Source organism: Streptomyces sp. NPDC046881 (genome assembly GCF_040645015.1).
Lineage (GTDB): Bacteria > Actinomycetota > Actinomycetes > Streptomycetales > Streptomycetaceae > Streptomyces.
The window spans coordinates 1-24,945 of sequence record NZ_JBEYXJ010000057.1 but is presented as its reverse complement, the minus strand read 5'-3'; the positions used below and the strand labels follow the sequence as shown (position 1 = coordinate 24,945).

At 73.9% G+C, this 24,945-nt stretch carries 22 protein-coding genes and 1 pseudogene; 7 read left to right on the top strand and 16 right to left on the bottom strand.

Translation table 11 applies throughout. From position 1 onward, the window contains the following. Positions 1 to 7: 7 nt before the first annotated feature. Genes ABZ923_RS24885 through ABZ923_RS24875 form a run of 3 tightly spaced genes read right to left on the bottom strand, consistent with a single transcriptional unit; the run spans position 8 to position 2,459 of the window. Positions 8 to 355 (bottom strand): DUF742 domain-containing protein, encoded by a 348-nt coding sequence (locus ABZ923_RS24885; protein WP_361475555.1) that lies wholly within the window; start codon positions 353 to 355, stop codon positions 8 to 10. 11 nt (positions 356 to 366) lie between these two features. Then, entirely contained in the window at positions 367 to 774 is a 408-nt protein-coding gene (locus tag ABZ923_RS24880) for a roadblock/LC7 domain-containing protein (protein ID WP_361475554.1), read from the bottom strand. Beyond that, positions 771 to 2,459 (bottom strand): ATP-binding protein, encoded by a 1,689-nt coding sequence (locus ABZ923_RS24875; protein WP_361475552.1) that lies wholly within the window; start codon positions 2,457 to 2,459, stop codon positions 771 to 773. Before ABZ923_RS24875 ends, ABZ923_RS24880 begins: the two co-directional genes overlap by 4 nt. 332 nt (positions 2,460 to 2,791) lie before the next feature. On the opposite strand from ABZ923_RS24875, the gene ABZ923_RS24870 reads away from it, so the two are divergent. After that, a complete protein-coding gene (locus ABZ923_RS24870) occupies positions 2,792 to 6,166 on the top strand; it encodes a pyruvate carboxylase (RefSeq protein ID WP_361475550.1) in 3,375 nt (1,124 codons plus the stop codon). Between the two features lie 28 nt (positions 6,167 to 6,194). Here ABZ923_RS24870 and ABZ923_RS24865 read toward each other — a convergent pair whose 3' ends face one another. The 6 genes and pseudogenes from ABZ923_RS24865 to ABZ923_RS24840 form a co-directional block, all read right to left on the bottom strand. Beyond that, complete coding sequence (locus ABZ923_RS24865) at positions 6,195 to 7,175, bottom strand: hypothetical protein (protein WP_361475548.1); 981 nt, start codon at positions 7,173 to 7,175, stop codon at positions 6,195 to 6,197. A gap of 155 nt (positions 7,176 to 7,330) precedes the next feature. After that, entirely contained in the window at positions 7,331 to 7,789 is a 459-nt protein-coding gene (locus tag ABZ923_RS24860; protein WP_361475546.1) for a hypothetical protein, read from the bottom strand. 94 nt (positions 7,790 to 7,883) lie between these two features. After that, positions 7,884 to 8,585: a polysaccharide lyase family 7 protein gene (locus tag ABZ923_RS24855; RefSeq protein ID WP_361475544.1), complete on the bottom strand. Its 702-nt coding sequence runs from the start codon at positions 8,583 to 8,585 to the stop codon at positions 7,884 to 7,886. 122 nt (positions 8,586 to 8,707) lie between these two features. Next, on the bottom strand, positions 8,708 to 9,922 hold the full coding sequence (locus ABZ923_RS24850) for a chitinase (protein ID WP_361475542.1): 1,215 nt from the start codon (positions 9,920 to 9,922) through the stop codon (positions 8,708 to 8,710). Positions 9,923 to 10,137: 215 nt separating this feature from the next. Beyond that, positions 10,138 to 12,123 (bottom strand): annotated as a pseudogene (locus ABZ923_RS24845) (TIM-barrel domain-containing protein); the annotation flags it as partial. A 739-nt stretch (positions 12,124 to 12,862) separates the two neighbouring features. Next, positions 12,863 to 13,615, bottom strand: coding sequence for an SDR family oxidoreductase (locus ABZ923_RS24840; protein ID WP_361475540.1), 753 nt, complete (start codon positions 13,613 to 13,615; stop codon positions 12,863 to 12,865). A 137-nt stretch (positions 13,616 to 13,752) separates the two neighbouring features. Between ABZ923_RS24840 and ABZ923_RS24835 the strand changes: the two genes are divergently transcribed. Together ABZ923_RS24835 and ABZ923_RS24830 are read left to right on the top strand one after the other, a co-directional pair. Continuing rightward, positions 13,753 to 14,622, top strand: coding sequence for a helix-turn-helix transcriptional regulator (locus ABZ923_RS24835; RefSeq protein WP_361475538.1), 870 nt, complete (start codon positions 13,753 to 13,755; stop codon positions 14,620 to 14,622). A gap of 574 nt (positions 14,623 to 15,196) precedes the next feature. Continuing rightward, positions 15,197 to 16,501 carry a SpoIIE family protein phosphatase gene (locus tag ABZ923_RS24830; RefSeq protein ID WP_361475604.1) on the top strand — a complete coding sequence of 435 codons (1,305 nt, stop codon included), beginning with the start codon at positions 15,197 to 15,199 and terminating at the stop codon, positions 16,499 to 16,501. A gap of 205 nt (positions 16,502 to 16,706) precedes the next feature. Here ABZ923_RS24830 and ABZ923_RS24825 read toward each other — a convergent pair whose 3' ends face one another. From ABZ923_RS24825 to ABZ923_RS24805, 5 genes are all read right to left on the bottom strand, one after another. Further along, complete coding sequence (locus ABZ923_RS24825) at positions 16,707 to 17,315, bottom strand: alkaline shock response membrane anchor protein AmaP (protein WP_361475536.1); 609 nt, start codon at positions 17,313 to 17,315, stop codon at positions 16,707 to 16,709. Between the two features lie 31 nt (positions 17,316 to 17,346). Then, positions 17,347 to 18,033 carry a DUF6286 domain-containing protein gene (locus ABZ923_RS24820; RefSeq protein ID WP_361475534.1) on the bottom strand — a complete coding sequence of 229 codons (687 nt, stop codon included), beginning with the start codon at positions 18,031 to 18,033 and terminating at the stop codon, positions 17,347 to 17,349. A 52-nt stretch (positions 18,034 to 18,085) separates the two neighbouring features. Beyond that, on the bottom strand, positions 18,086 to 18,493 hold the full coding sequence (locus ABZ923_RS24815) for an Asp23/Gls24 family envelope stress response protein (RefSeq protein ID WP_361475532.1): 408 nt from the start codon (positions 18,491 to 18,493) through the stop codon (positions 18,086 to 18,088). Beyond that, the gene (locus ABZ923_RS24810) at positions 18,490 to 18,660 is read right to left on the bottom strand and encodes a hypothetical protein (RefSeq protein WP_361475608.1); all 171 of its coding nucleotides are present in this window, start codon (positions 18,658 to 18,660) and stop codon (positions 18,490 to 18,492) included. The genes ABZ923_RS24815 and ABZ923_RS24810 overlap by 4 nt, the downstream gene beginning before the upstream one ends. Before the next feature lie 73 nt (positions 18,661 to 18,733). Then, positions 18,734 to 19,222, bottom strand: a complete 489-nt coding sequence (locus tag ABZ923_RS24805) for an Asp23/Gls24 family envelope stress response protein (RefSeq protein ID WP_361475530.1) — start codon at positions 19,220 to 19,222, stop codon at positions 18,734 to 18,736. A gap of 158 nt (positions 19,223 to 19,380) precedes the next feature. On the opposite strand from ABZ923_RS24805, the gene ABZ923_RS24800 reads away from it, so the two are divergent. The 3 genes from ABZ923_RS24800 to ABZ923_RS24790 are packed head-to-tail and all read left to right on the top strand — an operon-like array spanning position 19,381 to position 20,989. Continuing rightward, complete coding sequence (locus ABZ923_RS24800) at positions 19,381 to 19,971, top strand: sigma-70 family RNA polymerase sigma factor (RefSeq protein WP_361475528.1); 591 nt, start codon at positions 19,381 to 19,383, stop codon at positions 19,969 to 19,971. Then, positions 19,962 to 20,618 (top strand): hypothetical protein, encoded by a 657-nt coding sequence (locus ABZ923_RS24795; RefSeq protein WP_361475526.1) that lies wholly within the window; start codon positions 19,962 to 19,964, stop codon positions 20,616 to 20,618. Before ABZ923_RS24800 ends, ABZ923_RS24795 begins: the two co-directional genes overlap by 10 nt. Continuing rightward, the gene (locus ABZ923_RS24790) at positions 20,615 to 20,989 is read left to right on the top strand and encodes a hypothetical protein (protein WP_361475524.1); all 375 of its coding nucleotides are present in this window, start codon (positions 20,615 to 20,617) and stop codon (positions 20,987 to 20,989) included. The genes ABZ923_RS24795 and ABZ923_RS24790 overlap by 4 nt, the downstream gene beginning before the upstream one ends. Positions 20,990 to 21,267: 278 nt before the next feature. Here the strand turns inward: ABZ923_RS24790 and ABZ923_RS24785 are convergent, their stop codons facing one another. Beyond that, entirely contained in the window at positions 21,268 to 22,503 is a 1,236-nt protein-coding gene (locus ABZ923_RS24785; protein WP_361475522.1) for an MFS transporter, read from the bottom strand. An 86-nt stretch (positions 22,504 to 22,589) separates the two neighbouring features. Continuing rightward, positions 22,590 to 23,597: a Ppx/GppA family phosphatase gene (locus ABZ923_RS24780; RefSeq protein ID WP_361475520.1), complete on the bottom strand. Its 1,008-nt coding sequence runs from the start codon at positions 23,595 to 23,597 to the stop codon at positions 22,590 to 22,592. A gap of 468 nt (positions 23,598 to 24,065) precedes the next feature. On the opposite strand from ABZ923_RS24780, the gene ABZ923_RS24775 reads away from it, so the two are divergent. Further along, positions 24,066 to 24,945: FAD-dependent oxidoreductase (locus tag ABZ923_RS24775; protein ID WP_361475518.1), on the top strand; the 880-nt coding region annotated here is incomplete at its 3' end.

Below are 24,945 nucleotides of genomic sequence, written 5' to 3'. Positions count from 1 at the left end.
GCGTGTCTCAGAGGTTGCGGAGTCCAACGAGCACCTGCTCCAGGATGTCGGGATCGGTGACGGCCGGCCGGTGCGGATGACGGGCGCTGACCCGGCCCGCCGCCAGCAGGTCGCACAGCAGCACCTTGGTGATGCCCACGGGCAGCCGCAGCTCGGCGGCGATCTCCACCACCGAGGTGGGGAACCGGGCCAGCCTCAGGATCGCCGCGTGCTCCGACTGCATCCCGGCCGCCGGCTCCGACTCGGCGACCACCAGGGTGACCAGGTCGAAGGGCGTGTCGGGGCCGGTCCGCGTGCGTCCCTGGGTGAGGGTGTACAGCCGGTCCGGGGCGTCGTCCCGGCCCGGACGGTGCATGCCCGGTCCGCTCATGACGTACGGGGCGGAGCGGTCAGGTGCTCGCCGAGCTGCTCCACCAGTTCGCTCATGTTGTGCCCGACGACACCGGCGTCCGCGTCCTCCGTGGCGATCACGGCCAGATGGGCGCCGGCACCCGCCTCCACGATGAACAGGACACCGCCGTAGAACTCCGTCATCGCCGAGCGCACCCCGCCGGTTCCGTCGCCGAACTCGACGGAGGCGCCCTGCGAGAGCGACTGGATGCCGGCGGCGATCGCGGCCAGCTGGTCGGCCCGGTCGACGCTCAGCTCCGGCGTACGGCACAGCTTCAGCCCGTCCCGGGACAGCACGAGCGCGTGCCGGGCCCCCGGGGTCCTCTCCAGCAGGCCCTCCAGGAGCCAGGTGAGCTTCTCGTCGGCGGTGATCGGGCCGGTCATGAAGTGGTGTCGCCTTCCGGGTGCGCGTGCGGGTGGGAGGGGTCGGGGTCGCTGTGCCGGCCACCGCCGGACGAGGAGTCGCCGGCCGGCTCGTCCGGCGCGGAACCGTGCGGGGCACCGGCGGTACGACCGTCCCCTACGGCGTCCCGTGCGGGCCCGGCCGTGAGGTCGTCGGGGGCCGTGGCGTGGTGCGGCTCGGGCGCCGGGGAGCCGGCCCGCTCGTTCGCCGTGGTCGCGGGCGGCGCCGGGTCGGGCTGCCGGGGGTCCGGGGCGGACGGCCGTACCGCCTGGCGGAAGCTGCTGAAGCGGGCGACGCGGGCCCTGGCCGCGTCGGGGGCCGGTGCGGTGCGGGACGCTGCGGTGCCCGGCGCGGACCGGGCGCGTTCGGCCTCGGCGAGCGTACGGCCCCGGCGGCGCCTGGGCAGTCCGGCCGGGCCCTCCTCCGGCGGCGCGGCGGACTCGTGGACCACGGCGGTGTCCACGGCGGCCGGCTCCGGTACCGGCGGGCTGCTCACCGGGGGCGGGGTGACGGCGGCCGGCCCGTCCGGGGCGGGACCGGTCAGGATGTCCTGCGGAACGAGCATCAGCACGCCCGTGCCCCCGCGCGCCGACGGCCGGAACGACACCTTCAGCCCGTGCTTGCGGGCCAGCCGGCCGACCACGGCGAGCCCGAGCCGGGTGCCGGTGAGGCCGCCGAGGCCGGTGATGTCACCGGAGACCGCCCGTTCGGCGCGGCGCAGCTGCACCTCGCCCATCACCAGCCCGCTGTCCTCCACCGACACGATGACACCGGCCGGCACCTCCTCCACGTACACGTGGACCTCGGCGGTCGGCGGCGAGAAGTTCGCGGCGTTGTCGAGGAGCTCGGCGAGCGCGTGCATCACGCCCTCGGCGGCGTGCCCGGCGACGAAGGCCTCGCTGACCGAGTGCACCCGGACCCGCCGGTACCCGGCGATCCGGCCCATCGCGCCCCGCAGGATCGACTCCATCCCGATCGGCCGCGCCCACCGGCGGCCCGACCGCGCCCCGGTGAGCACGGCGACGGAGTCGGCGAGCCGGCCGGCCTGGGCGGTGCGGTGGTCGAGGTGGAGCAGGTCGGCCAGCACGTCCTCGTCGGTGTGCCGGTCCTCCATCGCCCGCAGGTCGGCCAGTGTGGCGGTGGCGAGGGCCTGCATCCGGGCGGCGGCGTTGGAGGTGGCGGAGAGCGCGGTGGCCCGCTCCCGCCTGGCCCGCTCCGACTCGCCGGTGAGCCGGTCGTTCTCCTGCCGGAGCCGGTCCAGCTCGCGCGCGGCCTCCTGCTCCGACCGGGCCCGCTCGGCCGCGAACGACTCCGTCAACTCCGTTCGCTGCTGCGCGAGTTCGTCGATGAGCCGCTGCTGCTCCTGGCGCGCCTCCTCGGCGCTTCGGGCATGCTGCCGCAGCAGCCGTCCGATGTCCTGGGTGGCGCTCTCCAGCCTGCGCCGGGTGGTGCGCGCGGTGTGCAGGGCGTGCGCGGCGGCGGCCACCGCCGCGCTGAGCACGACGGCCGCCGCGCCCGCGCCCCAGGCGAGCGGGGCGCGCACCGGGCCGGGCGCCGCCGCCACGGCCGCGCAGACCGCGAGCGCCGACAGCGCACCGGTCACGGCGAGGGCGGAGGCGAACGGACGGAGGGAGGGGTGAACGCCGGGGTGCGTGGGCGCGGTCATCGGTCCGGTGGGGTCCTCGCGGCAGAGACGGCTGACACTGGTGGTCAAGTGGCCGCAACTATACGAGAGTTCGTGATCGAAACAGAACGGTTCCGTGCTCTTTGCGTGATGCACCGGCACGGCACCGGAACGCTTGTAGAGCATTCGGGTGATACGGACCCCCGCGCCCACCCACCGGGTCGGCGTGCCCCTGTGGCGCCGGCCACCTCGTCAATGTGATGGTTTTCGCACCTCGCCCCGTACGGGCACCCCCTAAGGTGGCCGCGAGTACGGCAGGGCGTGGCTGACACCAGGGTGTTCGTCGCCGGCAGGGCAGCTGAAGGGAATCCAAGATGTTCCGCAAGGTGCTGGTCGCCAACCGTGGCGAGATCGCGATCCGTGCGTTCCGGGCGGGCTACGAACTCGGCGCGCGCACCGTCGCCGTGTTCCCGCACGAGGACCGCAACTCGCTGCACCGGCTGAAGGCCGACGAGGCGTACGAGATCGGGGAGCCGGGGCACCCGGTGCGCGCCTACCTCTCCGTCGAGGAGATCGTGGCCGCCGCCCGCCGGGCGGGCGCCGACGCCGTCTACCCGGGCTACGGCTTCCTGTCGGAGAACCCGGAACTGGCCCGCGCCTGCGAGGAGGCGGGCATCACCTTCGTCGGCCCGAGCGCGGCCACGCTGGAGCTGACCGGCAACAAGGCCCGCGCGGTCGCCGCCGCCCGCGCGGCCGGCGTACCCGTGCTCGGCTCCTCCCAGCCCTCCACGGACGTGGACGAACTGGTGCGCGCCGCCGAGGAGATCGGCTTCCCCGTCTTCGTCAAGGCGGTCGCCGGCGGCGGCGGGCGCGGCATGCGCCGCGTGGAGGACCCCGCCCAGCTGCGCGAGTCCATCGAGGCCGCCTCCCGCGAGGCCGCGTCCGCGTTCGGCGACCCGACCGTCTTCCTGGAGAAGGCCGTCGTCGAGCCCCGCCACATCGAGGTGCAGATCCTCGCCGACGGCGAGGGCAACGTGATCCACCTCTTCGAGCGCGACTGCTCGGTGCAGCGCCGCCACCAGAAGGTCATCGAGCTGGCCCCCGCGCCCAACCTGGACCCGGCCCTGCGCGACCGGATCTGCGCCGACGCCGTCCGCTTCGCCCGCGAGATCGGCTACCGCAACGCCGGCACCGTGGAGTTCCTGCTCGACCGCGACGGCAACCACGTGTTCATCGAGATGAACCCGCGCATCCAGGTCGAGCACACCGTGACCGAGGAGGTCACCGACGTCGACCTGGTCCAGGCCCAGATGCGGATCGCCTCCGGCGAGACCCTCGCCGACCTCGGCCTCTCCCAGGACACCGTCACCCTGCGCGGCGCCGCCCTCCAGTGCCGGATCACCACCGAGGACCCCGCCAACGGCTTCCGCCCGGACACCGGCCGGATCAGCGCGTACCGCTCCCCGGGCGGCTCCGGCATCCGCCTCGACGGCGGCACCACCCACGCCGGTACGGAGATCAGCGCGCACTTCGACTCCATGCTGGTCAAGCTCACCTGCCGGGGCCGCGACTTCCACGCCGCGATCGGCCGGGCCCGGCGTGCCGTGGCCGAGTTCCGCATCCGCGGTGTCGCGACCAACATCCCGTTCCTCCAGGCGGTCCTGGACGACCCCGACTTCCAGGCCGGGCGCGTCACGACCTCCTTCATCGAGCAGCGCCCGCACCTGCTCACCGCCCGCTCCTCCGCCGACCGCGGCACCAAGCTGCTCACCTACCTCGCCGACGTCACCGTCAACAAGCCGCACGGCAAGCGGCCCGACCTGCTCGACCCGCTGACCAAGCTGCCGCCGCTGCCCGCGGGCGAGCCGCCCGCGGGCTCCCGTCAGCTCCTCGTCGACCTCGGCCCCGAGGGCTTCGCCCGGCACCTGCGCCAGTCGCCGACCATCGGCGTCACCGACACCACCTTCCGCGACGCCCACCAGTCCCTGCTCGCCACCCGGGTGCGCACCAAGGACCTGCTCGCCGTCGCCCCGGTCGTGGCCCGCACCCTGCCGCAGCTCCTCTCCCTGGAGTGCTGGGGCGGCGCCACCTACGACGTCGCCCTGCGCTTCCTCGCCGAGGACCCCTGGGAGCGGCTGGCCGCCCTGCGCGAGGCCGTCCCCAACATCTGCCTCCAGATGCTGCTGCGCGGCCGCAACACCGTCGGCTACACCCCGTACCCGACCGAGGTCACCGACGCCTTCGTCCAGGAGGCCGCCGCCACCGGCATCGACATCTTCCGCATCTTCGACGCCCTCAACGACGTCGGCCAGATGCGGCCCGCCATCGAGGCCGTACGCGAGACCGGCACCGCGATCGCCGAGGTCGCCCTCTGCTACACCGCCGACCTCAACGACCCCAACGAGCGGCTCTACACCCTCGACTACTACCTGCGCCTGGCCGAACAGATCGTGGAGGCCGGCGCGCACGTCCTCGCGATCAAGGACATGGCCGGCCTGCTGCGTGCCCCGGCCGCCGCCAAGCTGGTCACCGCGCTGCGCCGCGAGTTCGACCTGCCCGTGCACCTGCACACGCACGACACGGCCGGCGGCCAGCTCGCCACCTACCTCGCCGCGATCCAGGCCGGCGCCGACGCGGTCGACGGCGCGGTGGCCTCGATGGCCGGTACGACCTCCCAGCCGTCGCTGTCCGCGATCGTCGCCGCCACCGACCACTCCGAGCGGCCCACCGGCCTCGACCTCCAGGCGGTCGGCGACCTGGAGCCGTACTGGGAGGGCGTGCGCAGGATCTACGCCCCGTTCGAGGCGGGCCTCGCCTCGCCGACCGGCCGGGTCTACCACCACGAGATCCCCGGCGGCCAGCTGTCCAACCTGCGCACCCAGGCCGTCGCCCTCGGCCTCGGCGACCGCTTCGAGGACATCGAGGCGATGTACGCCGCCGCCGACCGCATCCTCGGCCGCCTGGTCAAGGTCACCCCGTCCTCCAAGGTGGTCGGCGACCTGGCCCTGCACCTCGTCGGTGCCGGCGTCTCCCCGGAGGCCTTCGAGTCGACCCCCGACAAGTTCGACATCCCCGACTCGGTGATCGGCTTCCTGCGGGGCGAGCTGGGCACCCCGCCCGGCGGCTGGCCGGAGCCGTTCCGCACCAAGGCGCTCCAGGGCCGTGCGGCGCCCAAGCCCGCCCCCGAGCTGTCCGCCGAGGACCGCGAGGGACTGGCCAAGGACCGGCGGGCCACCCTCAACCGGCTGCTGTTCCCCGGCCCGACGCGCGAGTTCGACACGCACCGGCAGAGCTTCGGTGACACCAGCGTGCTGGACAGCAAGGCCTTCTTCTACGGCCTGCGCCCGGGCAAGGAGTACGCCGTCGACCTGGAGCCCGGCGTCCGGCTGCTGATCGAGCTGCAGGCGATCGGCGAGGCCGACGAGCGCGGCATGCGCACCGTGATGTCCACGCTCAACGGCCAGCTCCGCCCGATCCAGGTCCGTGACCGCGCGGCGGCCTCCGACATCCCGGTGACGGAGAAGGCCGACCGGTCCAACCCCGGCCATGTCGCGGCACCCTTCGCCGGTGTGGTGACCCTGGCCGTCGCCGAGGGCGACGAGGTGGCGGCCGGCGCCACGATCGCCACCATCGAGGCGATGAAGATGGAAGCCACGATCACCGCTCCCCGGGCGGGCCGCGTCTCCCGGCTGGCCATCACCCGCATCCAGCAGGTGGAGGGCGGCGACCTGCTGGCGGAACTGGTCTGACGGCCGCGCCGGCGGGACCGGTCTCCTCCTATCCCCGGCCGATGAGGTGGCGCAGGCGGGACAGGAGGAGGTTGGGGTCCCGCCGGGTGGTGAGGGCGGAGTTCGGTACGTACACGGTCCGGCCGCGGACGGCCACGGAGGTCGGGTTGGACAGGCCGTCCCGCGCGGTGAGCACGTCCGTGACCGTGCCGTCCGGCCGGATCAGGACGACCTTGCTGCCGGAGTTGAGCGCGGCCAGCACGCTCCTGCCGTACCCGGGGAAGCCGAAGTCGTCGATGCCGGGGAGCGCGTCGGCCCGGGTCTCGACGGGGCCGGGTGAGCCGTCCGGGCCGACGGGGATGCGCAGCAGCGTGCCCCGGTCGCTGTTGGACACCCACACGGAGTCCCTCCGGACCTTGATGCCGTTGGCGCCGAGGCCGTGCGCGGGCGGGCCCGGGAGCGGGGCGAGTGCCCGGCCCGTCGCCCACGCCGTGGCCGTGCCGCCTGCCTGCGGGACGCGCCAGATCGTGCCGCGCACCGAGTCGGCCGCGTAGAGCACGCCCCGCCGCTCGTCGAGGGCCAGCCCGTTGGGCAGCCCGTCGGCCGGCAGCGCGGCGATCCGCCGCGGTGCGCCGCCGTCGGGGGCCAGGCGCCAGATGCCGGTCGCGTCGGTGCCGGTGGCGTAGCCGACGTACAGCGTGCCGTCGTGGGCGCGGGCGATGCCGGTGACCGCGGCCCGGTGCACGAGCGGGGTGGCCGGGTGTGCCACGGCGGGCAGGGTCGCGCGGACCCGCGTCCGGCCCTCGGGCGTGACGTGGGCGACCTGCCGGGCGAAGGCGAAGGTCACGTCGGCGGAGCCGTCGCGGTCGAGCGCGATGTTCTCGGGTGTCTGCCCGGCGGCCAGGTCGAAGTGGGCGAGGACGCGTGCGTCCGTGACGAGCGGCTCGTGGCCGGAAGCGGGCGCGGCGGCGAGGAGGCCGAGCGCGAGCGCGGCCGTGGCGGCGCCGCTCAGCCGGGGGAGTCGGGGCATGTGACCTCTTTTCGGTCGGCGCGCGAGGCGCCGGCGTGCGGGGCCACACCAACATGACGGGGGACGGGTCGCCGGGGGCGGGAGCCGGGCCGCGGAATCGCCCGCGCGGCCCACCGTCACACGCCCCACCGGGCGCGCCCGGGTGACGCCCGCGGTCAGTCCCAGAGCGGATACGTCATGACCTGCTGGAAGCCCTCCGGGCGGTCCTTCAGGTAGGTCAGGCTCATCCGGGTGAAGTGCTGGACGCCCGGGTGCTTCTTCCACGGCCTGGCTTCCTCCAGCCGGACGCTCACCGGGTACGCGTGGAAGTCACCGGCCGCGCAGTACGGCTTGCAGTCGTTGACCATGTTCACGCCCACGGCGGTCGCACCGCCCGGGCTCCACTGCGACCAGTGGAGTCCGGTCAGCCGGCTGTTGCCGTCGCCGCAGGCCAGGATGAAGTCGCCGGGACGGACGGTGCGGTGCCAGAAGCAGTCGACCAGGACGGGCTGCTTCGCGTCGGCGCGGGGCGCCGTCGCGGTGGCCGGCGGACTGGCCGTGGCCGTGGTCATGGCCGCTGTGAGCAGGGCTCCGGCCGCGAGGGTGACCGCCGTTCCCACCACTGATCCGCGCATGGTCGCTCCCACCCGTCGTGCTGTGTCCGACCGCGTGCACCCGACGCTACGACCGTCCCGCCGTTTGCACCAGTCGCGCAGGTCGGGCCGCGTGTCAGCGGTGGGAGACGGTCAGCCCGTAGAACGCCACGCGGGCGCCGTCGGTGGTGCTGTCGGAGGAGGACTGGTTGTAGGAGCCGGCCTTGAAGTACTGCTTGTACGGCTTGAAGGCGGAGGGGATGGTGTAGCGGCTGGTGGCGCCGTTCACCGTCAGTTCGACGGTGTTCCCGCCGGAGACGGCGATGGTGTAGCTCCAGGTCTTGCCGACGGAGACGTGCCCGACGGGGTGCTGGGTCTGGCCGCCGGACGGCGAGTCCTCGGTGCCGAGGACGATGTCACCGTTCGCGTGGTAGTACAGCTCGACCAGCGGCTTGGTGGAGGAGCCGCCGGAGCCGAGGTGGATCTGGCCGACGCACACGTTCCTGGTCACGGACACCACCCGCAGGGTCGCGCTCATCCGGTGGCTGCCGGCGAGCGCCCAGTCGGCGGCGGAGCCGTAGGTCATCGCGCCGTCGCGGGTGTCGGTGTAGAAGTACGCGTCCTGGTAGCCGTTCGGGCCCTGGAGCCGGGAGGAGGGGATGGTGGTGGGCTTGCCGGGGGAGCCGACGGGCTCCTGGAGCTGCCAGACGGACAGGTCGAAGTTGCCGCCGGGCGCGACGCGCGGGTCGGCCGCGTCCGCGCCGCCGGTGCCGAGCGCGGTGAGGGCGAGGGCGCAGGCCGCCGTGACCGTCGCCGTGGAAAGCCGTGACCGGGTCATGTGGGGGGTCCCTTCGTCGGACCGGGATGCGTTCAGCCAAGTGAACACCGAACGCATCCTTGGTCGTCGATGACCCGAGAAGCTAAAGGTCTGAACCAGACACGTCAAGAGTGCCGGCAGCGTCAGCAGGCGCCCTCGTCCTGCCAGGGACCCCACTGCGAGGCGCCGGGCGCCTCGTTCTGGGTCCACCACTTCGCCTTCCAGTTGTGCTTGCCGTACGAGACCTCGTTGCCCTGCGTGTACACCGCGCTCGCACTCCGGGCCGGCTTGCAGGAGGCCGGTGTCGGGGTGGGCGTCGGCGTGGGGGTGGGTGTCGTGCTCGGCGGGGTGGCCCCGGCGAACTTCACCGAGTACGCGGCGAAGTCCCACGCGCTCTGGGGCACGCTCGAACAGGTGCCGGAGGTGCGGCCGCCGTTGTCGGCCGGCGTGCACTGCCGGTCGCGGTTCAGCGACCAGAAGGTGAACCGGTCCATGTGGTGGCTCGTGGCGTAGTCCAGCACGGTCTGGAAGTCGGCCTGCGTGAAGTACTCGCCGGTGTCGCTGCGGCCGTTCATGCCGGAGAAGCCCTCGTGGGCGTAGGCGGTCGCCTCGTCCCAGCCGAACGTGGACCGGAGGACGGAGTTGAAGTTGGTGAGCGCACCGGTCTGGCTCGCCGCGCCGTTGAAGCCGCCGTCGAACGGCATGATGGAGAAGTTGTTCGGGGTGAAGCCCTGCGCCTTGGCCTCCAGCAGCATCTGCTTGCCGAACCAGCCGGTGCCGTCCGCCGTGCCGGCCGTGGTCACGGAGACGTACAGCCCCGGGTTGTTCTGCTGCAGGATCTTGGCGGCGCCGATCTCGTTGCGGATCGCCGCACTGTTCTCGTACTCCGGCTCCTCCAGGTCGAAGTCGATGGCGTGCAGCCCGTACTTGGTGATGACCTGCTGGTAGGCCGCCGCCGTGGACGCCGGATCGGCGCAGGCCTGGCCGAGCTTGGTGCCGCCGTAGCCGCCGATGGAGACGGAGACGTCGCCGCCCTTGGCGCGGATGGCGCCGATCACCGACTGGACGGCGGTGTCCGAGGCGACCGGTGCCGTGCCGCCCCAGGTCGGCGTGCAGCCGCCGCCGTCGGGGGCGAGGACGAACGCCAGCTGGAACGCCTTCAGGCCGGTGGCGTCCATGATGGCGGCCGCGTCCGGCGGGTCGTTGTCCAGCGGCATCAGATAGGGGGCGGCGGCGTACCAGCGGTCGCTCAACGCGCTGGTCGCGCCCGAGGCGTTGCCCGCGACCAGCGCGGTGCTGCCGGCGGCGGCGAGGGTGACGGCCGCCGCCGCGCTCAGACATGCCCGAAGACGTCTCACGTGTGCCTCCAGAGGTGGGGACCCCAGAGCGGGGAGCCCCACCCTCCGGGAGCTGTTGCGGTCACGTCAATAAGTTGGACTAGACCAAAGCTCACTTTGGACTAGACCATACGATTCCTTTACCTTGGGTCGGCCAGCCGCACGGTGAACCCGCGGTCGAGCGGCAGACTCGGCGTGCTGACGGTGGTGACGTGGGTGCCGGCGTCGTACGACCATGCGCTGTCCGGCAGTCGGCGCCCGTCGAGCAGGATCCGCGCGGGCGCGGTGCCGCCGTGCACGGTGAACCGGTACGTCCGGGCGTCCGGCTTGCCCGCGTAGTCGCCCCTGCTCGCGCCGACCGTCACGGTCGTGCCCCGGGCGTCGGCCCGCACCGACACCCGCTGCGTGGCCGCCGCGCCCCGGGCGAAGTCACGGGTCACGCCGTCGTCCTCGTACAGCGTGTAGCGACCGGTGCCGTGCGCGGCCGGGTACAGGTCCCAGTCCAGTTCGTGCCGGTCGCGGGTCTGCCAACTCGTGGTCCCCTTCGGCCACATGGGCACGATCGCGCCCTCGCGCACGAACAGCGGGAGGGTGTCCAGCGGGGAGTGGTAGCCGTTCAGCGTGGTCGGGCCCCGGTAGGTGCGGCCGGTCCGGTAGTCGGTCCAGGTGCCCTTCGGCAGATAGATGCCGTCGCGGGTGTCCGAGTCCTCGTAGACCGGCGCGACGAGGAAGTCCGGGCCGGACAGGAACTCGTACTTCGCCTGCGCGCCCAGGGTGTTCGGGTCGTCCGGGTACTCCAGCCACAGCGGGCGCACCGCGCCCACGCCCGTCTTCGCGGCCTGTGCGGACAGCGTGTACATGTACGGCAGCAGCCGCTCCTTCAGCTGGAGGTAGGTGCGGTTGACCGAGGTGTACGGCTCGCCGTCCCGCCACGGCTGCTGGTCGGCGGGCTTGCCGGTGGTGAGGTCGCTCGCCCAGCCGTCCATCGTCATGACGGCCGGCAGGAACGCCTTCCACTGGAGGTCGCGGGTGTACATCTCGGCGTCGTGGCGGTAGATGCTGCCGATGTCACCGGTGTTGTAGGCGATGCCGGACATCGTCGCCCCGGCGTACGTCGGGATCTGCCAGCGGATGTAGTCCCAGGACAGCTTCTGGTCGCCGCTCCACAGCACCCCGCAGCGCTGGGCGCCCGCCCAGGACACCGGCAGCCACACGAAACCGCGGGCGTCGCTGTGGTCCTCGATCCCCTTCTTGGCGGCGTCGCAGGCGTCGAGCGCGAACTTGTAGCCGTTGCCGACCCAGGCCACGTCCAGCTTGGCCACCCGCTGTCCTGCCTCGACCTGGTCGGCCAGCCTGTCGATGCCGTCCTGCGTCCACAGGCCGAGCTGGGCGTGGTGGTCCTGGAGGCCCTTGGCGGTCTGCTCCAGGTTCTCGTACCCGCAGCCGTACCCGTCGTTGACCAGCATCCAGCCGAGCGGCATCCGGTGTTCGGTGTAGCCGTCGGCGATCTTCAGCGCGTCCAGGGTGTGCCGCTCGCCCCGGTTGGCGTTGTGCAGGTAGCAGTCGGAGTCGCCCGGTTCGAGGCCGTACACCGGCGGCATGAAGGGCCTGCCGACCAACGCCGTGTACTTGCCGATCACCTGCTTGGCGTCGCCGAGGAAGTAGTAGGCGTCCAGGCGCCGTTCCTGCTGCCCGGTCGTCACCGGCGAACCGAAGGTGTACACGCCCGGCGCGAAGGTGTTGCGGAAGACGCCGTAGCCCGCGCTGGAGAGGTAGAACGGCTGCGAGTTGTTGTAGCCGCCCTCGTTCCAGTCGAAGCTGTTGGCCACGTACATGGTCCGGCCGCGGTGCGAGAAGCTGCCGTTCTGCTCGCCGCCGCCGAAGAACTGCTCGTCCGCGCCCCGCGCGAGGCTCTGCCGCATCCCGCCGGTCGACCAGCGCAGCGGCTTGTCCTCCTGCCAGATCCGGGTGCGGTTGTCGGGCCGGTACAGGCCGAACCGCAGCGGCTTCTTGTACACCCGCAGCACGGCCTCCGGCGAGCGGATGCCGTAGTAGTCCCCGGCGTCGAAGGACGAGGTGTGCCGCTGGAGCGCCGGCTGCTCGCGCACGATGGCGGTGCCGGCCGGATCGCTCAGCGCGCCGGACGGATCGGCCTGCAGCCGCAGCCGGCCTCCCGTCAGGAAGTCGGCCCGTGCGGTCAGTGGCCCGGCCGCGACGGTGTAGCTGCCGTCGCCGCCGGAGAACGCCGTGAGGTCCCCGGCGTCCGTGGTCGCGGGCAGATAGGCGGTGCCGGTGAAGGAGCCGTCGTGCACGTCGTACGGCACCACGAGCACGTGGTAGGTGCCCGAGGCCCGCGGGATCACCGTGGCCTCGGGGTCCGCGGTACCCGCGCTGGAGGCCACCTGCTTGCCGTGGTCGTCGTAGACGTACAGGTCGAAGTCGTCCGAGGGGTGTTCCCACCTGACGGACAGGGGGATGCCGCCCTCGGGGTTGTCGTCCCAGTAGCCGTCCGGCACCGAGACCGTCAGGTCGAAGCGGGCGCAGACCGTGCCGCCGGGGTCGGTGGCGGCGTCGGGGCAGGTCTCGGGCCCGCCGCCGGTGCCCTTGGCGTAGACCGGGCTCTGCCAGCTGACGCTGCTGTGTGCCGGATCCAGGACGGCGCCGGCCGCCGGGGCGGCGGCCCGGGCCGGGGCGGCGAGCGCGGTCCCGGCCAGGACGCTCGCCATCGCCAGCGGTATCCAGGCCGGCCACGGCACACGGTGTCGGAGTCTTCGCACGGCGGAACAGCTCCCCTCGCACCTTCGCGGACTGACTGTTCTTGCGGCTGTATTGCTCGGAAACGCTTGAAACGAGCGCCGATCGAGCAACTTCACGCACGAAGCCTCGGGGTGGATGCAGGTTCATGTCAATACCGCGCTCGCCGTCGACCGGGTCGCTCGATGCGGCCCGGTCGGGCGGGGGTCAGATGATCCCGCCGTTGGCGCGGACCACCTGGCCGTTGACCCAGTGGCCGGCCGGGGAGGCGAGGAACGCCACCACCTCGGCGATGTCGGCCGGCGTGCCCAGGCGCTCCAGCGGCGGCTGGGCGGCCAGGCGGGCGACGGTCTCCTCGTCCTTGCCCTCCAGGAACAGCTCGGTCGCCGTCGGGCCGGGGGCCACGGCGTTCACGGTGACGTCCCGGCCGCGCAGCTCACGCGCCAGCACCAGGGTCAGCGCCTCGACCGCGCCCTTGCTCGCGCTGTAGGCGCCGTAGCCCGGGAACGCCAGGCCCACCACGGACGTGGAGAACGTGATCAGCGCCCCGCCCCGGCGCAACCGCCGGGCGGCCTCCCGGGCCACCACGAAGGTCCCGCGGACGTTGGTGCGGTGCAGCGCGTCCAGCTCCGCGAGGTCCAGCTCGGCGATCGGCGCCAGATACATCCGGCCCGCCGTGTGCACGACGGCGTCGACACCGCCGTACTCGGCCGTCGCGGCCTCGAACAGCGCGGCGACCTGCTGCTCGTCGGCCACGTCGGCGCGGACGGCGAGCGCGCTGCCGCCCGCCGAGGTGACCTCCTCGACGGCTGCCTCGGCCCCTTCGCGGTGGCCCGCGTAGCCGACCACCACGGCGTAGCCGTCGGCGGCGAGCCGCGTGACCGTCTCGCGGCCGATCCCGCGGGAACCGCCGGTGACGACGGCGACGCGGGGCTGTGCGGGGACTGCCTGAGCGGACATGGAAACTCCTGTGACCAGAGGGGGCGGGACGTCGTGCCTCCAGCCTCGGCCCCGGCCCGGACGCCGGCCAGGGCTGTCCTCACCCTGGGGTCGGCAACCCCTGGCTCCGCGCGGTCGCAGGCGTGACCATGGGGGGCGTGAACCACTCGGAGCTGGCCGCATTCCTCAAGTCCCGGCGCGACCGGGTCCGCCCCGCCGACGTCGGCCTGACCGCGGGCCCCCGCCGCCGGGTGCCGGGCCTCAGACGCGAGGAGGTCGCCCAGCTGGCCGGGCTGTCCGCCGACTACTACACGGAACTCGAACGGGGCCGCGGCGCCCAGCCCTCCGCGCAGGTCCTGGCCGCCCTCGCCCGGGCGCTCCGGCTGAGCGGCGACGAACGCGACCACCTCTTCCATCTCGCCGAACGCCCGCTCCCGGCCGTCGCCCACGGCCCCGCCGCGCACGCCCAGCCCGCCCTGCTCGGCCTGCTGGACCGGCTCGTCACCACCCCGGCCCAGATCATCACCGACCTGCACGAACCCCTCGCGCAGAACCCCCTCGCCGTCGCGCTCCTCGGTCCGGCCCCGGTCGGGCGCGGGCTCGAAGCGAGCTTCGTGTACCGCTGGTTCACCGATCCCGCCGCCCGCGCGCTGCACCCGGCCGAGGACCACCCGCACCACTCCCGGGTGTTCACCGCCGACCTCCAGGCCGTCGCCGCCCGGCGCGCCAAGGATCCCGACGTCGCCCGGCTGGTGGCCGCACTGCGCCGGCGCAGCGAGGAGTTCGCCGCGCTGTGGGAGCAGCGGGACGTGGCCCTGCGCCGCACCGACCACAAGCGGATCGTCCACCCCTCGCTCGGCGTCGTCGAAGTGGACTGCCACAACCTGTTCAGCGAGGACGGACGGCAGCGCCTGCTGTGGTTCAGCGCCCCGCCGGGCAGCGAGGGGGCCGCCCAGCTGGAACTGCTGTCGGTGATCGGCACCCAGGACCTCGCGCCGGGCACGGGCCGGCTGGGACGGCGCCCCTGACGGGACGCGTGCCGTCTCGCGCGCTCCGGGCCTGCTGCGGACCCGGGCCGTCGGCACCGCTCCGGGTCGCCGCCACCGAACTCCGGGTCGCCGCCACCGAACTCCGGGTCGCCGTGGGGTCCGCGGCCCGCCCGCACCCGGTGGCACCGGCCCCCCGGCTCTCGCGGCGGCCGGCCCGCGGCCTGCGGGGCCCGATGCCGGCATGCCCGGCGCTGCGCGAGCCGGCCGACCATGCGGTCGACGGGTTGTCGCGGATGGTGGGCGTCCTGCGCGCATGCGGTCGACGGGTTGTCGCGGATGGTGGGCGTCCTGCGCGCATGCGGTCGACGGGTTGTCGCGGATGGTGGGCACCTGCGCGCACGCGATCGACCGGTTGATGTGGATGGTGGGCACCTGCGCGCACGCGATCGACCGGCTGCCGCGGACGGCGGGCACCCTGCGCACACGCGGCCGCGGCTCCGCCACCGCCGTCCGTTCGCCGTGGCGGTCGTGCCCGGGTGCGTGGCCTCCGCCGACCCGTACATTGAGAGGTGGGACTCCCACGGGCCCGGGACGGCGGGCAGTAGCCATGGAGATCGCGGCACGGATCGACTACGCGGCACTGTTCGCCGCCACACCGAGCCCCTACCTCGTCCTCGGCCCGGACCTCGTGATCGTCGACGTCAACGACGCCTACCTCCACGCGACCCGGCGGACCCGGGAGGACCTGGTCGGGACGTACCTCTTCGAGGCCTTCCCCGACAACCCGGCGGACCCCGACGCGGACGGCGTGCGAAACCTGAGCGCCTCCCTGCACCGGGTCCTGGCCGCCCGGGAACGCGACACGATGGCGCTGCAGAAGTACGACATCCCGGTCGTGGACCGGCCGGGCGCGTTCGAGGAGCGCTGGTGGTCCCCGATCAACACCCCGGTCATCGGCCCCGACGGGACCGTCGCCTGGATCATCCACCGCGTCGAGGACGTGACGGAGTTCGTCCGCTCCCGCCGCTCCCGCCGGGTCGCGGCGCGCGACGAGCGGCCGGCCCCGGGGAGCAGGACCGCATCGGAGGAGCCGGAGAAACCGGAGGAACCGCAGGGATCCGCGGCTCAGGAGGTTCTGGAGGCGGAGCTGTTCTCCCGGGCCAAGGAGCTGCAGAGCCTCAACGAGGAGCTGCGCCTGGCCCATGCCCGTGAGCGCCAGGTCGCCGTCACCCTGCAGGAGGCGATGCTCACCTCTCCGGATCTGGTCCGGCACCCCGACATCGCGGTGCGGTACCTGCCCGCCGTGGGCTCGCTCAACGTGTGCGGCGACTGGTACGACGTGATCGATCTGCCCGACGGCTGCTTCGCGGTGGCCGTCGGCGACGTCGTCGGCCACGGCCTGGCGGCCGCTGCCGTCATGGGCATGCTCCGCAGCGCGCTGAGCGCGGTCACCCGGACCGTCGAGGAACCCGCGCAGGCGCTGGAGGTGCTGTGCCGGTACGCCCTCTGCGTGGAGGGGGCGCTCACCACCACCGCGGTCAACGCGGTGGTCCACGCCGAGGAACGCGAGATCTGCTACAGCAGCGCCGGACACCCGCCGCCGGTGCTGCTGCACACCGACGGCACCTGTGAGCTGCTCGACCGGGCCACCGACCCGCCCCTCGGGGCGCACGTCGAACACGTCCCCCGGACCGAGGCACGGCTGCCCTACGCCGTCGGCGACACCCTCGTGCTGTACAGCGACGGGCTCATCGAGCGCCGGGACGAGGACATCGACGTGGGCCTGCGCCTCCTGTGCGAGGCCCTGTCCCACTCCGCCCACCTCGGCGCAGAGCGCCTCGCGGACGCGATGCTGGCCCGCCTGGGGGTCAGCGGCGGCGCGCGGGACGACATCGCGCTGATCGCCGTCCGTCTTTAGGCGCCGTCTCGTTCGGCACTCAGGAGGGTGCACTTCGGGGTGGCGGTCGAGCGCATGGCGCCGGCCTCGGGGCGGCGGCAGACGCCGGTATGGGGATCGTGTCTCCCCCCAGACCCCTGCCGCTCACCGCCCGTCATCGCGGGGCCGAAATCCGCCGCTTCCGCCTGACCGGGCTTGCCACGGTCGGTCCCCTCCTTCCTCCTTCCTACTCCACGCGGTGTGGTTTGTGGCGGACGACCTGGAGGCGGACCTCGGTGGGTGTGTCAGGGCGGCCGGTGGAGCGACGAGCGGTGCTGAGCGGGCCCTCGCAGAGGGCACCGAGAGTGGCGCCGGGCGCGGCCTCCGGGGTGAGGGTGAGCCTGACGTGGGTGCGGGGGTGGGCGGGCCGGCCGGTGATGCGTACGGCCGCATGCTCGACCCCCGGCAGGACGCCGGCTTCGCTCGCGATCGCGTCGCTGAGTGCGCGGTCGCGCAGTTCGACGCCCTCCTGCGGTGGTGTGCCGCCGACGGACAACGCACCGGGGCGGCGTCGGCTCAGCTGGGCGAGCAGCCACCACAGGGCGAGCACGGCGGCGAGGACGAGGGCGGCGATGACCGCGGGCCACCACCACCAGCCCTGGCTGCTCCAGCGGGCCCGGTCGGCGGCGCCGATCAGGACGTCGTCCGGGGTGACCAGGGGCCAGCCCGTGGGAGGGATCAGACCGTGTGGCCGGTAGAGGTCGAGCCCGGCGAAGAGGATCAGCAGTCCGCCACCGAGCAGGACCAGTCCGGAGAGGGCGAGCAGACTGCGGTTGAGGGCGGATCGCTGTGTCATGGCGCGGGCTCCGATGCTGGAGGTTTCTCGGTCAGCCGGTGCGTTGCCGCACTCGTACGACGATGCGGGGAGGACGGGCGAGGGCCAGTCGGTCGCGTTCCTCGTCGAGGACGGCCTTGAGGTCGTCCTTCACCTGTCGGGGGTCGCGGAAGCGGACGTCCGTGTGGGCTGTGATGCGGTGACGGCCCACTCGGATGCGCGCCGCGCCGACTCCGGGGACCCGCATGGCGGCGTCACGCAGCAGGCCGGCGGCACCGTCGCGGTCCAAGGAGGCCCGCAGCCGTGGGCAGTCGGCGGGGGAGCGCTGGGGCAGCCAGTGGCGCAGACCGGGGCTGAGGGCCAGGACGAGCAGCCAGATGCCGACGGCGGCGGCCACGGCGGCTCCCGTCAGCATCCACACGTCGTCCACGGAGCGCGTGGCCAGTTCGTCGGCCAGGTGCCGTCGCCAGGCCGCCGCCGGGCGTCCTGCCCGTACGGCGATGACGTCGACCAGCGCCGCGATCGCCGCGACGAGGATCACCGAGGCGACCAGCGCCGCCGGGATGCGGCGCGCGGACCACGGCCGGTGGGACCGGTGCCCCGCGTCGCGCGCACCGGACCTGAGGTCCGGGCCGGACACGTCGCGTCCGGGTGGTGCGGGTTCCTTCTCCAGCGGCACCGTGGCGTCCGAAGCGGACGGCGCGGAGTCGCGGCCGGGAGGACCGGGGTCGGGTGTCATCGCGAGGCTTCTTCCTGCACGGCGTATCCGGCGCGCCGGGCCGCGTGGCCGCTCACCGGACCCGCCCCCGGCTCATGTCGGCGGCGGTCATCAGCCGCCGGACGGTGAGGACGACCTCTCTCACCCGCAGGCCGGTCAGCTCGGCCACTTTCTCGGCGACGTCCTGCTGGATCCGCCCGCACACCCGGGGGATGTCGGTGGGGTACGGAAGATCCATGGTCAGGTGCAGGCGCACCGAACCGGTTCGGACGGCGGCGGAGGCGCCGGGTGCCTCCGGGGCGCCCCGGTCGGGGGGTACGGCGGCGCGCCGTGACTGGGCCGTGCGTGCGGCCTGGGCGGCGATGCGGGCGACCACCCTGTCCGGGATGACGGTGGCGCCCCGCTCGGCAGGGGGCGGCAAGCCGGTGGTGTGCGCCGGCGGGTCGGACCCCTTCCCGGGGGAACCGGGCCGGGTCTTCACCGCTGCCTCCGTGTCCGGACGTCGAGGTCACCCTGCACGACGAGACCGACGATCAGCCCCGCCGCACCCAGGACGAGGACCAGCAGAAATGCCCAGAAGCCACCGAAGTAACCGGCGAAGCCCAAGGCTATGCCGGCCCCGAGGCCCGTCGTCGCTGCGTTCATCATGCACTCACCCGTCTCGCGGACGTACGTCGCCGTCCGCGCAATCACCCACGCCCGCACGGGACGCGGTGGTGGATCACCTCACGCGACCCTGGTCCGGTTCGGCCTCTTCCTCCTCGTCGGGGAGATGGACGTCGTCGACGGCGATGTTCACCTCGACGACCTCCAGCCCCGTCATCCGCTCCACGGCGCTGATGACATTGGTGCGTACGCCGCCCGCGACGTCCACGATGGAGACGCCGTACTCGACGACGACGTCCAGGTCCAGCGCGGCCTGGCGCTCGCCGACCTCGACCTTCACTCCGCGCGTGACGGCTCCTCCTCCGCCTCCACCAGGGACGCGTTCCCGCATGGCGCCGATGGCTCGGGCCATCCCCGCTCCCAGATTGAAGATGCCGGGTACCTCGCGGGCGGCCATACCCGCGATCTTGGCCACCACGCCGTCCGCGATGGTGGTCTTCCCCCGTGTCTCGGCCGGAGCCCCGGCTCCGGTACGGCCCTTCAGCGCGCTCACGCCCGCATCCGGCCCGCCGCCCCCGCCGACGCTGGTGATGTTCTCCGTCATGGCGGTCGCCTCGATCGATAGGTCGGACACCGGTGTGGCGTCCGTCGAAAAGTTGGACATACGGGGCGGCGGAGTCCTCACACCCATCGAGTGTGACGTGCATCACAAACAACCGTCTCGGGTACTCGGATCATCCGAGCCTTGTGTGTGGGGGCGCCATGATCGAAAGCGCTGTATCCCCATCGCCGGATCGCGGTCTCCCGGGACGCGACCTGCCCGACCGGCTACTGGCCGTACGGGCGGCCGAGGGGGACGAGGACTCCTTCGCCGTTCTCGTCCAGCGGCACGGCCGATCCCTCCTTGCCCTGGCCCGCTGTATGCTCGGCAACCCCCAGGACGCCGAGGAGGCGGTTCAGGACGCCTTCGTCAGCGCCTGGCGGCGATTGCCGGAATACCGTCACAGCGCGGAGTTCCGCACCTGGGTGTACCGGATCACCGTCAACCGCTGCCTGACCATGCGTCGGCGCCGACCGCCGCCCCTCTCCCTGGACACCGTCGTCGAACCCGCGGCGGAAGACGCCTGGAGCCAGCCCGCCCGATCCGCCGAGCACGACGCGGCCGCCGCCGCCCTGTCCCACGCACTCGCCGAACTGGAAGCCGGCCAGCGGGTCTGCTGGATCCTGAGAGAAGTGCAGGGCCTGCCCTACAAGGAGATCGCCCACGTGACGCGGACCAGCGAACAAACGGTGCGGGGCAGACTGTTCAGGGCACGCCGATCCCTGCAGGAGGCGATGGGCCCATGGCGCTAGACGATCCGCACGCGCGGCCTTCCGAACCCCCCGGGGCCGACGGGCCCCGTGCCGGCGCAACCGCCGGCATTCCCCCGCTCGCAGGCGATGAGGTACTGCCGTGCGGCCGACTGCTCAGCCAGGTCTGGGAACAGGCCCTGGACGCGCCGCCGGCCGCGGACCCGCACACCGTCTCCTGTCCGCACTGCCGCGAGGCCGTCGAGGGACTGGCCACGGTGAACGCGGCCACCCGGGCGCTGCGCGCCGAGGCTCCCGGCCTCCACGCGCTCGTCGACCGCGTCATGAAGATCGTCGGCGCGGAGGTTCGGCTCGGGCGGCTGCTGCCCCTGGCCGATCCGGTCCGGGACCTGAAGATCTCGGAGAGCGCCGCGGCGAAGGTGCTGCGGCAGGCCGCGGACACGGTCCCCGGCGCCAGGGCAGCGACCTGCCGGCTCCTACCCGAAGGCGAAGGCACCGACGTGCGGGTGACCATGACCCTGGCCGCCGCTCTCGACGGCCCGCTCCCCGACCGGGTCCACCAGGTACGCCGATCGGTCGTCCACTCGGCCCTGCAGGACCTGGGCCTTGCCGTGACGGCCGTGGACATCACCGTGGTCGACGTCCTGGAGCCGGACCCGCTCCTCCCACCCGGCGGTGGTCCTTCATGACCGTCATCCGTACGACCCTCCTCGGCGTCGCCGCCGAGGCGGCCCTCGCGGTTCCCGGCGTAACGGGCCTGCAACCCCCTCTCTCCCGTCGCCTCGCGGCAGCCGCCGCGCCCAGCCTGACGGACACCACGCCGTACCACACACCGCCCGAGGCGGGTATCCGCGCCGACCGGGCGCCGGGCGGTTCGGGATGGCACATCGAGGTGCGCTGCACCCTGGCCGCGGGCCGGCGGGCGCTGGACGTCGCCCAGAACGTCCACGACCGGGTGGGGGCCGCCGTCATCACCCACCTCGCCGCCTTCGACGCCGTGGAGCGGGTCACCGTCGGGGTCACCGTGACCCGTATCGCCACCTGGCACGACGGGGCGTGAGTCCGGCTGCGTTCCCCTGACAGCGGCCGGCGACAGGAGATCGTCCCTGGTGAGTCCGCGGTAGCAGAGGACGCGCCCGTCCGAGGCGGGGCAGCAGGCGCGGTGGGGAACCGGCCGGCCCGGGCTGGGCTGCTGTCGGCGCGTGCCCGCAGAAGGAGGCCCAGGCGGTGGCAGACGCCGGCGATCGCCTCGCGTTCCCGCGCAGTCAACCGGACGGCACGCCACGTGGCGCGCCCGCGGTACGCCGAGGCCCGCGCGGGTCGAGGCCGACGCTTCCCTCAGGACCGCTCCTTCCCCCCGAGGGTCCGGGCCGGCCGGCCGCGGGCGACCAGGCACGCCGGTACCGCCGCACCGGCGCCGATGTACAGCAGCGCGGGGTAGCCCAGGGCGTGCACGATCTGCCCGCCGGCGGCGCCGGCCAGGGACAGGCCCACGAACAGGGCGCTGTTGTTCCACGACAGCAGGCTGGTCGCCCGCTCGGGGAACAGGTCGACCAGGTGGCGCTGCTGGGCTGGGAAGAAGGCGTAGGCGGCGAGCGCGAACAGGGCCAGGGCGCCGGCCAGCGCCCCGGTGAGCGGGAACACCAGGGCCGCGACGGCTTCCAGCACCGCCGTCAGCGCCAGTGCCGACCGGGTCACCCGCACGGGATCGGTCCGGTCCGCGCACCGGCCGCCCAGCTGCCCGCCGACGACGGCGCCGATGCCGTAGGCGACCAGCAGCCACGGCACGGTGGCGGCCCTGCCGTCGGAGTGCAGCGCGACGGCCAGGAAGGTGTAGAGGCCGTACACGGAGAAGGCCCACAGGGCCGTCACCGCGACGGCGGACACCGCGACGGCCGTACCGGGGCGCCCCGACCGCTCCGCCGCCGCACCCGTACCGGGCCGCCCGGCCGGCTCCGGCGCCGTGGCGGCCACCGGTACCGGACGGGCCCGCCAGACGAACGCGTGGGGGAACGCCAGCAGGAACGTGCCCGCGGCCAGGATGACGAAGGCGGACCGCCAGCCCACGTACCGCCCCAGCAGCGACCCCGCCGGCGCGCCCACCCACAGGGCGGTGAGCAGACCCGATCCCACGACGGCCAGCAGCTGCGCCCGGGACTGCGGCCGGGCGCGGGTGCTGACCAGGGCGTACACCGTGGGACCGGTCGCGGCGGCCGCGAGGCCGGCCACCACGCGGGCCACCAGCAGCACACCGAAACCCGGCGCCAGAGCGGTGCCGACGTTGGCCGCGGAGAACAGCACCAGCGCCACCACCAGCACCGACGCGCGGTCCCAGCGGTCGGAGAGCCAGCCGGCGCACGGCGACGCCACCACGTACGCGATCGAGAAGGCCGTGACCAGCAGGCCGGTGCCGGCCACGGACACGGCGAACGACGCCGCGATGTGCGGGAGCAGCGGCGCCACCACGAAGAGATCGGTCCCCACCAGGAACTGCGTCAGCCAGGCCAGCGCGACCGGCCCGGCGGACAGGCCGGGCACGGTGTCCACGGCCTGCGTGCCGCGGGGCGACTGCATGATCCGACGCTAGGGCCTGAGCCGGGGCGCGGCCATCGGGGACGGGCAGCGGGCCGACAGGGGGGCGGCCGCCGGGGCCGCCCCGGTCACGCGGGCGGGCCGGCGATGCGCAGGGTGGCCGCCACGGACGGTGCGGGGATGTCGGTGTCGCCCGTGGCGTCCGTCCACCAGTCGCTGCCGTCCTCGGCGTAGCGCAGGAGCACGCCCTCGCGGATCGCCCAGGGGCAGACGACGGCCCGGCGCAGGCCCATCAGCTTCAGCGCCGTGTGCCCGACGACCGCCCCGGCCAGGCTCTGGGCGGCGCGCGGTGCGGAGATCCCGGGCAGCCGGGCGCGTTCGGCGGCGGGCAGTCCGGCGAGGGAGCGCATCGCCTCGCGCAGGTCCCGGCAGGCCAACTCCCGCTCCACGAACGGGCCGTACCGTCCCGGTGCGGCCCCGCACAGCCGGGCCAGCTGCTGGAACGTCCGGGAGGTGACGGCGGTGGTGCGCGGACCCTCCCAGCGGATCCGCGAGGCCACGTCCCGCAGCTCGTGGCGGATACGGCGGCGCAGCTCCTTCAGCTCGCCCGGCGCGGGCGGGTCCTGGACGCCCAGGTACTCCCGGGTCAGCCGGTTCGCACCGAGCGGCAGCGACGCGGCGAAGTCGGGCAGCCGGCCCCGGCCGAAGGCCACCTCCAGCGAGCCGCCGCCGATGTCGAGGAGCGCGAGGGGGCCCGCCTTCCAGCCGAGCCAGCGGCGGGCCGCCAGGAAGGTCAGCTCGGCCTCCGTCTCGCCGGGCAGGGTGCACATGCGGATCCCGGTGCCGGACGCCACCCGCTGCAGCACCTCGTGGCGGTTCGGGGCGCTGCGGACGACGGCGGTCGCGAAGGCCAGCGGGCCCGCCGCATGCCACCGCCGGGCCGTGGCGCCCGCCGCGGCCACCGCCTTCACCAGCTGCTCCACCGCCTCGTCGGCGATGGTGCCGTCCGGGCCGACCTGCTCGGACAGGCGGAGCTTCCACTTGACGGTGTGCACCGGCAGCGGAACACCCCCCTCCACGTCTGCAATCACCAACCGGACCGTGTTCGAACCCGCATCCACCACGCTCACCCGCATGAGCCGTGGAGTACCCATTCCAGCGGCGGCGACCCGTGACACGGGGGGCGTGCCGGTGCACGCCGCACCGTCAGCGCGCCTCAGGACGGGCTCGCGCGGCAGCCCGACGCGGACCGGTGGCGCGAGGCGCACGCACCAGGGGCCGGTGGGCCGCCCGCCGCACGGCGGCGTCCGCACGCACGACCCGCACCCGAACGCCGGCCCGGACTCCCGCCGCACGCACGACCCGCACCCGACCTCGGCCCGAACTCCCGCCGCACGCCCGAACTCCCGCCGCACGCAGCCGCGTCGCGACCTCGACGGGCGCCCCGGACCTCCACCGGCCGACAGCTCCCCGCCCCGGCCCGTGCTCCTCGCCGGCCCCTGTCCGAATCCCGCCCCGAACCCGCCCCGGCAGAGCCCCCGTTGCCCTTGGATGGTCATGACCACGGGCGGCGCCGGGAGCGGCAGGTGAGCGGAGCGGGTGCGATGAGGGTACTGGTGATCGGTGGGGGCATCGCGGGGACCGCGACCGCCCTGGCGCTGCACAAGGCCGGGATCGACGTGACCGTGTTCGAGGCGCACCCGGACACGGCCGAGGACATCGGCGCCTTCCTCACCCTGGCAAGCAACGGCATGCGCGCGCTGGCCCAACTGGGCGCGACGCACGCCGTCACGGCCGTCGGTTTTCCGCTGACTTCGCTGCGGCTCCTGGACAGCCGGGGCACCGAGGTCGCACACCAGCCGCTGGGCGAGGCCGACGACCCCGCCCTGCGCTACCGCTGCCTGCGCCGCGGCGAACTGAACGCGGCGCTCCAGGGCGAGGCGGTCCGGCGCGGCATCCGGCTGCGTCACGGCGCCCGCCTGGTCTCCGTGGCGGACGGACCGGACGCCGTCACCGCCCGCTTCGCCGACGGCACCACCGCCACCGGGGACGTCCTCGTCGGCGCCGACGGACTGAACTCGACCGTACGCCGGCTCCTCCGGCCCGCGGTGCGCCCCGGATACGCCGGCCAGCGGGTGTACTACGGCTACACCGGCACCGCACCCGCTCCCGGCCCGGAGGGCGCCATCACCATGGTGCGGGGCAGCGCCACCGCGTTCGGGTACGCGGTGGCGCCGGCGGGGGAGACGTACTGGTTCGCCCGCGCCGGCGGCGACCCGCTGCCCGCCGGGGCGCCCGCCGCGCCCTCCGCCGGGCTGCGCGCCCACCTGCTGGCCCTGCTGCGCCAGGACGCGACGCCCGCCGCCGGTCTGGTCGAGGCCGCCGACGGGGCGATCATGGTAGGCTGTTACACACGGCGATCGGGGCCCGATTCGCCATTCGGCGATGTGCTGTTAACCGTTTGTTGCACCGGATCGACTCGTC

Excerpts from the sequence above, each read along its gene's own strand:
- ABZ923_RS24885 (WP_361475555.1), bottom strand. The coding sequence starts at position 355 with ATGCACCGTCCGGGCCGGGACGACGCCCCGGACCGGCTGTACACCCTC.
- ABZ923_RS24880 (WP_361475554.1), bottom strand. The coding sequence starts at position 774 with ATGACCGGCCCGATCACCGCCGACGAGAAGCTCACCTGGCTCCTGGAG.
- ABZ923_RS24875 (WP_361475552.1), bottom strand. The coding sequence starts at position 2,459 with ATGACCGCGCCCACGCACCCCGGCGTTCACCCCTCCCTCCGTCCGTTC.
- ABZ923_RS24870 (WP_361475550.1), top strand. The coding sequence starts at position 2,792 with ATGTTCCGCAAGGTGCTGGTCGCCAACCGTGGCGAGATCGCGATCCGT.
- ABZ923_RS24865 (WP_361475548.1), bottom strand. The coding sequence starts at position 7,175 with ATGCCCCGACTCCCCCGGCTGAGCGGCGCCGCCACGGCCGCGCTCGCG.
- ABZ923_RS24860 (WP_361475546.1), bottom strand. The coding sequence starts at position 7,789 with ATGCGCGGATCAGTGGTGGGAACGGCGGTCACCCTCGCGGCCGGAGCC.
- ABZ923_RS24855 (WP_361475544.1), bottom strand. The coding sequence starts at position 8,585 with ATGACCCGGTCACGGCTTTCCACGGCGACGGTCACGGCGGCCTGCGCC.
- ABZ923_RS24840 (WP_361475540.1), bottom strand. The coding sequence starts at position 13,615 with ATGTCCGCTCAGGCAGTCCCCGCACAGCCCCGCGTCGCCGTCGTCACC.
- ABZ923_RS24825 (WP_361475536.1), bottom strand. The coding sequence starts at position 17,315 with ATGACACAGCGATCCGCCCTCAACCGCAGTCTGCTCGCCCTCTCCGGA.
- ABZ923_RS24820 (WP_361475534.1), bottom strand. The coding sequence starts at position 18,033 with ATGACACCCGACCCCGGTCCTCCCGGCCGCGACTCCGCGCCGTCCGCT.
- ABZ923_RS24810 (WP_361475608.1), bottom strand. The coding sequence starts at position 18,660 with ATGATGAACGCAGCGACGACGGGCCTCGGGGCCGGCATAGCCTTGGGC.
- ABZ923_RS24805 (WP_361475530.1), bottom strand. The coding sequence starts at position 19,222 with ATGACGGAGAACATCACCAGCGTCGGCGGGGGCGGCGGGCCGGATGCG.
- ABZ923_RS24800 (WP_361475528.1), top strand. The coding sequence starts at position 19,381 with ATGATCGAAAGCGCTGTATCCCCATCGCCGGATCGCGGTCTCCCGGGA.
- ABZ923_RS24795 (WP_361475526.1), top strand. The coding sequence starts at position 19,962 with ATGGCGCTAGACGATCCGCACGCGCGGCCTTCCGAACCCCCCGGGGCC.
- ABZ923_RS24790 (WP_361475524.1), top strand. The coding sequence starts at position 20,615 with ATGACCGTCATCCGTACGACCCTCCTCGGCGTCGCCGCCGAGGCGGCC.
- ABZ923_RS24785 (WP_361475522.1), bottom strand. The coding sequence starts at position 22,503 with ATGCAGTCGCCCCGCGGCACGCAGGCCGTGGACACCGTGCCCGGCCTG.
- ABZ923_RS24780 (WP_361475520.1), bottom strand. The coding sequence starts at position 23,597 with ATGCGGGTGAGCGTGGTGGATGCGGGTTCGAACACGGTCCGGTTGGTG.